This window comes from Mycobacterium sp. TH-M116, from assembly GCF_057473685.1.
In genome coordinates, this window is record NZ_JBYCLC010000297.1 from 1 (window position 1) to 6,107 (window position 6,107).

Sequence of the window (6,107 nt, forward strand, 5' to 3'; positions counted from 1 at the left end):
TTGAGGCGCGGCGAGCTCGACGAGTCCGACGTCAAGGTCCGCTCCGGAAGGGGGTCGCGGCCGCGAACCAAGACCCGTCCGGAGCACGCCGACGCCGAAGCCGCCATGGTGGTCAGCGTCGATCGCGGCCGCTGGGGGTGCGTGCTGGGCGGCGACCCCGGTCGCCGGGTCACCGCGATGCGGGCCCGGGAGCTGGGGCGCACCCCGATCGTCGTCGGCGACGACGTCGACCTGGTCGGCGACCTGTCCGGCCGGCCGGACGCCCTGGCCCGCATCGTGCGCCGCGGGGAACGGCGAACGGTGTTGCGGCGCACCGCCGATGACACCGATCCCACCGAACGGGTGGTGGTCGCCAACGCCGACCAGCTGCTGATCGTGGTGGCGATGGCCGACCCGCCGCCGCGCACGGGCCTGGTCGACCGGACGCTGATCGCCGCCTACGCCGGCGGGCTGAAGCCGATCCTGTGCCTGACCAAGACCGACCTCGCCCCGCCGGAGCCGTTCGCCGAGCAGTTCGTCGACCTCGAGTTGACGGTGGTCGTCGCGGGCCGCGACGACCCGCTGCTGGCGGTGGCGGACCTGCTCGCGGGCACGATCACCGTGCTGCTGGGGCATTCGGGGGTCGGCAAGTCGACGCTGGTGAACCGCCTGGTGCCCGACGCGGCGCGGGCCGTCGGCGAGGTGACCGAGATCGGCAGGGGCCGGCACACGTCCACCCAGTCGCTCGCGCTGCCCCTGCAGGGCTCGGGCTGGGTGATCGACACCCCGGGCATCCGCTCGTTCGGGCTGGCCCACATCGAGCCCGACGACGTGCTGCTGGCCTTCGCGGACCTGGCCGACACGATCCAGGGCTGCCCCCGGGGCTGCGGGCACATGGGGCCGCCGGCCGACCCCGAATGCGCGCTGGACGCGCTGTCCGGGCCCGCCGTTCGCCGCGTGGCCGCGGCCCGCCGGCTGCTGGCGGCGCTCAATCAGGCCTGAGGGCGCGCCGAGCGCGCGGGCGGCCGCAGTTCTTCCCCGGGCCGGTCAGCCGCAACGCGCCCGGCGCGCCCTCCGGGACGGCGGGGTTGACCGGTGCGAGGGGTGCGACGCGCACATAGGGCGAACCCAGTGGCGGCTGCGGATCGGGCTCCCCCTTGTTGGGCCACAGCGCGGCGGCGCGCTCGGCCAGGGCGGTGATCGTGAGCGACGGGTTCACGCCCAGGTTCGTGGTGATCGTGGACCCGTCGATCACGTGCAGCCCGGGGTGCCCGTGCATGCGCTGGTAGGGGTCCACGACGCCGTCGGCCGCGGTCTCGCCGATCACGCAGCCGCCGATGGAGTGACCCGTCATCGGGATGTCGGCCAGGTCGGCCCAGGCGCCCCCGGCGATGCCGTCCAGGTGCTCGGCCGCGCGGCCGGCAACCTCGTGGCCCACCGGGATCGACGTCGGGTTCGGGTCGCCCACGCCGTGGCGGGTCAGCATGCGTCGCCCGAACAGACCGCGCCGGGTGTAGGTGGTCGCGAGTTCATGCCGGTCCGCCAACGCCTGCTGCCGTCCAGCCCGTCGACCAGGACGGTGCCGAGCAGCCCCATCAGGTTGGAGCCGTGGTCGTAGCGGCACGGCTCCACATGGGTGTGGCTGTCCGGGTGGATGGACGACGTGATCGCGAGGCCCTCCGAGTAGTCGACGTCGCCGCCGCGCGCCCGCACCGCGAGGATCGCCTCGGAGTTGGTGCGCGACAGCTCCCCGAACCGGGGCGACACGTGCGGTAGGCTGCCGCGGTCACGCAGCCGGTGCAGCCGCCGCCCACTCCGGCGCCGCTGAGCACCACGGCGTCGGACAGCAGGTCGATCCGCTGGATTCCGTAGCAGCCGACCGAGGGCTGGAACAGGTAATCGCGGACATGCCAGCTGTTCTTGGCGAAATCCTCGTCGCGAAAGCGCCGGCCCGCCTCCGATACGCCGACGCGGTAGCCATTCTCGCGACGCGGTAGCCATTCTCGCTGAGCCGCAACACGGTGACGCTCCCGCCGAAGCCCGAGCCGATGACGAGCACGTCGTAGTCGAACGGCGCCCGGGTCACGCCCCGACCTCCTGGGCGGCGGAGGCGGGCAGGATCACGTCGAAGTCCGCGAGGCTCGCGGTCTGGGTACGGCGCTGGTATTCCCGGACCAGCCCCGGCCAGTTGGTGGTGACCCGCCCGGAGGCGGTCCGGTACCAGGAGTCGCACGTGGTCCACACGCCGGCATCGAGGCGGGATTGCACCTCGGCGTCGTAGGCCTGTTCCACGGCGGGCCGGACCTCGAACGCGCGGTGCACGCCGCCGCGGGCCAGCTCCTCGACGATCTGGCGGATGTAGCGGGCCTGCTGCTCCATCATCAGGATGATGGAGCTGCTGCCGAGGTTGGTGTTCGGGCCGTAGATCAAGAACATGTTCGGGAAGCCGGGCACGGCCATGCCCAGGTAGGCGCGCGCGCCGTCGCGCCACTGCGAGTGCAGGTCCCGGCCGTCGCGGCCGGTGATCGTCACCGGCGCGAGGAATTCGGTGGCCTTGAACCCGGTGCCGTAGACGATGACGTCCACCTCGTGCAACCGGCCGTCGGCGGTGCGCACGCCGGTGGACGTCACCTCGGTGATCGCGGCGGTTTCGACGTTCACGTTGTCGCTTGCCAGCGCCGGGTACCAGTCGCTGCTGAACAGCACGCGCTTGCAGCCGATCGGGTAGTCCGGAGTGAGCTTGGCCCGCAGGACCGGATCTTTGACGTGGCGCTTGAGGTTTGCCGCCGCGGCGATGCCGATCAACCGGGCGAGCGGGACGACCCTGGTCAGCGCGAGCCCGAAGAACTCCGAGATCTCCCAGATCAGCTGCCTCATCGCGGCGGCGAAGCCGGGCACGGTCCGGAACGCGGCACGGTGCGCGTCGGTGTAGGCGCGGTCCGGCTTGGGCACGACATAGGGCGCCGAGCGCTGAAAGACCGTGACATGCCCGGCGTCCCGGCGAATACGCGGGACGAACTGGATGGCCGACGCGCCGGTGCCGAGCACCGCGACGCGCTTGCCGGTCAGGTCGACGTCGTGGCGCCACTCGGCCGAATGGAAAGACGGCCCCGCGAAGGCGTCGAGTCCCGGGATGTTCGGCAGCGCCGGGCGCGACAGCTGGCCGACCGCGGGCACGAGCACGTCGGCCTCGAGAACCTCCCCGGACGAGGTCACCACCCGCCACGTGGCGGCGCTGTCGTCGTAGCGGGCCGACGTGACCTCGACCCCCGTGCGCACCAACTCGCGCAGACCGTACCGGTCGGCGGTGTCACGGATGTAGCCGAGGATGTCGGACTGCTCGGCGTAGCGGCGGCCCCAGTCGGTCTTGCGGGCAAACGAGTAGGAGTACAGGTTCGACGGCACGTCACAGGCGGCCCCGGGATAGGTGTTCGCCCGCCAGACGCCGCCGACGTCCTCGGCTTTCTCCAGCACCGTCACGTCGGCGAGCCCGTGTTCGGACAACTCGTAGGCGGCGGCGAGGCCGCCGAAGCCGGCGCCGATCACCAGGGCGCGGGGACGACGAAGGGGCATACCTGACAACCTAGGAGCAAGCAGGAGCGGACGCACGGGCGATCGCGGACCGCAAATCAATGATTCCGGCCACGGGGGCTCAGACGGCCACCAAACGCGCGCGTGGCACCACCGACCGTTGATAGCGCGCGGGTGTCGTGCCCGTCCACCGTTTGAACGCGGCGATGAAGCTGGTCGCCTCGGCGTAGCCCAGCCGCAACGCGACGTCGTCCACCGAGAGCGCACCCGTTGCCAACAGCTCCTCGGCGAGGACCCGGTGGACCTCCTCGGCCAGATCACGGAAGGTCGTGTTCTCCTCAGCGAGACGCCGCCGCAGCGTGCGCTCACTCATCGCCAACTGCCGGGCGACGGCGGAAATCGTGTGGGGTCTGTCGTCGATCGCCGCCAAACGTTCGCGGACCCGGCGGGCCACACCGGTCCGCTGTCGACGGCGTTCCAACAATTGGTGGCATTGCTGCTCACACATCGCCACGCTCAGCTCACTCGCCTGGGGCAGCCGTTCATCGAGCAGCGCGGCCGGCCAGGATGCCACCGTGGCCGACGAGTGGTAGCGCGGCGTCACGCCGAACACCTGGCGGGCCGCCGTGTCGCGCGACGGCGGCGCCGGACCCGCGAACTCGATCGACGTGAACGGGACGGTCCTGCCCAACAGTTCGGACATGACGCGGGCGATCGCCGCCAGGTCACGCCGGGTGAGGAACTGCGCGACCGGGCCGGTCAGGTCGGGCAGGTCGAGCCGCAAAGTCGCCAGCCGGCCGTCCACCGTGACACTGGGCAGGCAGAACCCGTAGCTGAGCTCGTAGAACATAGCCGCGAACCGGACGGCGTCGCCCAGCGTCGAGCTGGTCAGGCAGGCGAAGCCGAAAATCCCCAACGATCCCACGTGATAGCCGGTGCCCAAGCGCACCCCCAGGTTCGCCGGGTCGCCCAACAGGTCCACCAGGCTCGTCGCGATCGTCAGCTCCTGGCGCCCGGTGATCATCCGGCGGTGGTCGCGCAGGTCGGCTTCGGACAGGCCGGTCCCCTCGAGCACGTCCGCTGCGGCCAGCCCGTTCGCGCAACCGAACTCGGTCATCAGCGCGACGCTGCCCGTGCTCCGCGGGAAGTCCCAGTGCGAGACCTGCTGTCCGGCGAAGAGCTTCACGAATGCCAGTATGGCCGACCAGGGATATCGCAGTGCCCCGAGCGGATTCCCGCGACCACGCTAGGCGGCGGACCCTTCCTCGACGGGACCGGCTGCCGCGGCGACACTCTTGTTGCGCCGCCACCCGCGCACCGAGGCGATCGCGGTCTTGAGCCCGCGGCGGCGCCCCGTCGTCGGGTCGGTGCCGGCAAAACCGGGTTCCAGTCCCGCGAACATCCGCTCGCTGCGGGTCTCGGGCGCGTCGTCGGCGCTGTCGCGCAGGTACTTGTCGGGCAGCGACAGCTTGGCCAGCGTGCGCCAGGTCTTGCCGTACTGCACCAGGAACGGTCCCGTGGTGTAGGGCAGATCGTACTTGTCGCAGAGCTCGCGCACCCGCACCGAGATCTCGTGGAGCCGGCTGCTCGGCAGGTCGGGGTAGAGGTGATGCTCGATCTGGTGGCACAAGTTGCCGCTCATGAACCGCAGCGTGGGGCCGGCGTCGAAGTTGGCGCTGCCCAGCATCTGACGCAGGTACCACTGGCCCTTGGTTTCGCCGATCATGTCGGTCGTGGTGAACTTCTCGGCGCCGTCGGGGAAATGGCCGCAGAAGATGACGGCATTGGCCCAGACGTTGCGGATCACGTTGGCCAGGGCGTTGGCCTTCAGCGTCGACCGGTAGGTCGCCCCGGGCGACAGCGCGGTCAGCGCCGGGAAGGCGACATAGTCCTTGAGGACCTGCCTGCCGGCCTTGGCCAGGAACTCGTCGATCCGTTCCCGGGCCTCGTGGTGGTCCATCCGGCGCTTGACGATCTTGCCGAGCTCCACGTGCTGCAGGCCTACGCCCCATTCGAAGAGCAGGGAGAGCAGGGCGTTGTACACGAGATTGAAGACGTTGAAGCGCTTCCAGCGCTGGTCGCGGGTGACGCGCAGCAAGCCGTAGCCGACGTCGTCGTCCATCCCGAGAATGTTGGTGAACTTGTGGTGCACGAAATTGTGGGTGTAGCGCCAGTGCTTGGAGGACCCGCTCATGTCCCACTCCCACGTCGAGGAGTGGATCTCCGGGTCGTTCATCCAGTCCCACTGGCCGTGCATGACGTTGTGGCCGATCTCCATGTTCTCGATGATCTTGGCCACGCCCAGCGTCACTGTGCCCGCCCACCAGGCAGAACGTCGTGAACTCGCCGCGAGCAGCACCCGCCCGGCCACCTCGAGTGCGCGCTGGGCCGCGATGGTGCGGTGGATGTAGCGCGCGTCGCGCTCGCCGCGCGAGTCTTCGACCTCGCGGCGGATGGCGTCCAGCTCGACCGCCAGGCTCTCGACGTCAGCATCGGTCAAATGCGCGAATACGTCGACGTCAGTAATCGCCATCGTCTTCAGCTCCCTGTGGTTGACCGGGTGGTTGATCGGGTGGTTGATCGTGGCGGTTCGCCAT

General features: G+C 70.4%; 5 protein-coding genes and 2 pseudogenes. 1 reads left to right on the top strand and 6 read right to left on the bottom strand.

Annotated elements, in window-relative coordinates; genetic code table 11:
* On the top strand, nucleotides 1–981 hold the full coding sequence (gene rsgA, locus AC2VOK_RS15405) for a ribosome small subunit-dependent GTPase A (protein WP_428901263.1): 981 nt from the start codon (nucleotides 1–3) through the stop codon (nucleotides 979–981).
* Here rsgA and AC2VOK_RS15410 read toward each other — a convergent pair.
* The 6 genes and pseudogenes from AC2VOK_RS15410 to AC2VOK_RS15435 all read right to left on the bottom strand — a co-directional run.
* Nucleotides 968–1,441: pseudogene (locus AC2VOK_RS15410) on the bottom strand (GMC oxidoreductase); the annotation flags it as partial. The gene rsgA and the pseudogene AC2VOK_RS15410 sit on opposite strands and share 14 nt — an antisense overlap.
* 17 nt (nucleotides 1,442–1,458) lie before the next feature.
* Complete coding sequence (locus AC2VOK_RS15415; protein WP_428901267.1) at nucleotides 1,459–1,746, bottom strand: hypothetical protein; 288 nt, start codon at nucleotides 1,744–1,746, stop codon at nucleotides 1,459–1,461.
* Nucleotides 1,747–1,781: 35 nt separating this feature from the next.
* A pseudogene (locus tag AC2VOK_RS15420) lies at nucleotides 1,782–2,065 on the bottom strand (hypothetical protein); the annotation flags it as partial.
* Nucleotides 2,062–3,552: a flavin-containing monooxygenase gene (locus tag AC2VOK_RS15425; RefSeq protein ID WP_428901264.1), complete on the bottom strand. Its 1,491-nt coding sequence runs from the start codon at nucleotides 3,550–3,552 to the stop codon at nucleotides 2,062–2,064. The pseudogene AC2VOK_RS15420 and the gene AC2VOK_RS15425, both read right to left, overlap by 4 nt.
* A 79-nt stretch (nucleotides 3,553–3,631) precedes the next feature.
* Complete coding sequence (locus tag AC2VOK_RS15430; RefSeq protein WP_428901265.1) at nucleotides 3,632–4,696, bottom strand: AraC family transcriptional regulator; 1,065 nt, start codon at nucleotides 4,694–4,696, stop codon at nucleotides 3,632–3,634.
* A 60-nt stretch (nucleotides 4,697–4,756) separates the two neighbouring features.
* Nucleotides 4,757–6,043 carry a fatty acid desaturase family protein gene (locus AC2VOK_RS15435; protein WP_428901266.1) on the bottom strand — a complete coding sequence of 429 codons (1,287 nt, stop codon included), beginning with the start codon at nucleotides 6,041–6,043 and terminating at the stop codon, nucleotides 4,757–4,759.
* Nucleotides 6,044–6,107: the final 64 nt, after the last annotated feature.

What these genes read in the sequence shown, in the direction of transcription:
- AC2VOK_RS15435 (WP_428901266.1), bottom strand. Translation starts at nt 6,043, where the DNA reads ATGGCGATTACTGACGTCGACGTATTCGCGCATTTGACCGATGCTGAC.
- AC2VOK_RS15425 (WP_428901264.1), bottom strand. Translation starts at nt 3,552, where the DNA reads ATGCCCCTTCGTCGTCCCCGCGCCCTGGTGATCGGCGCCGGCTTCGGC.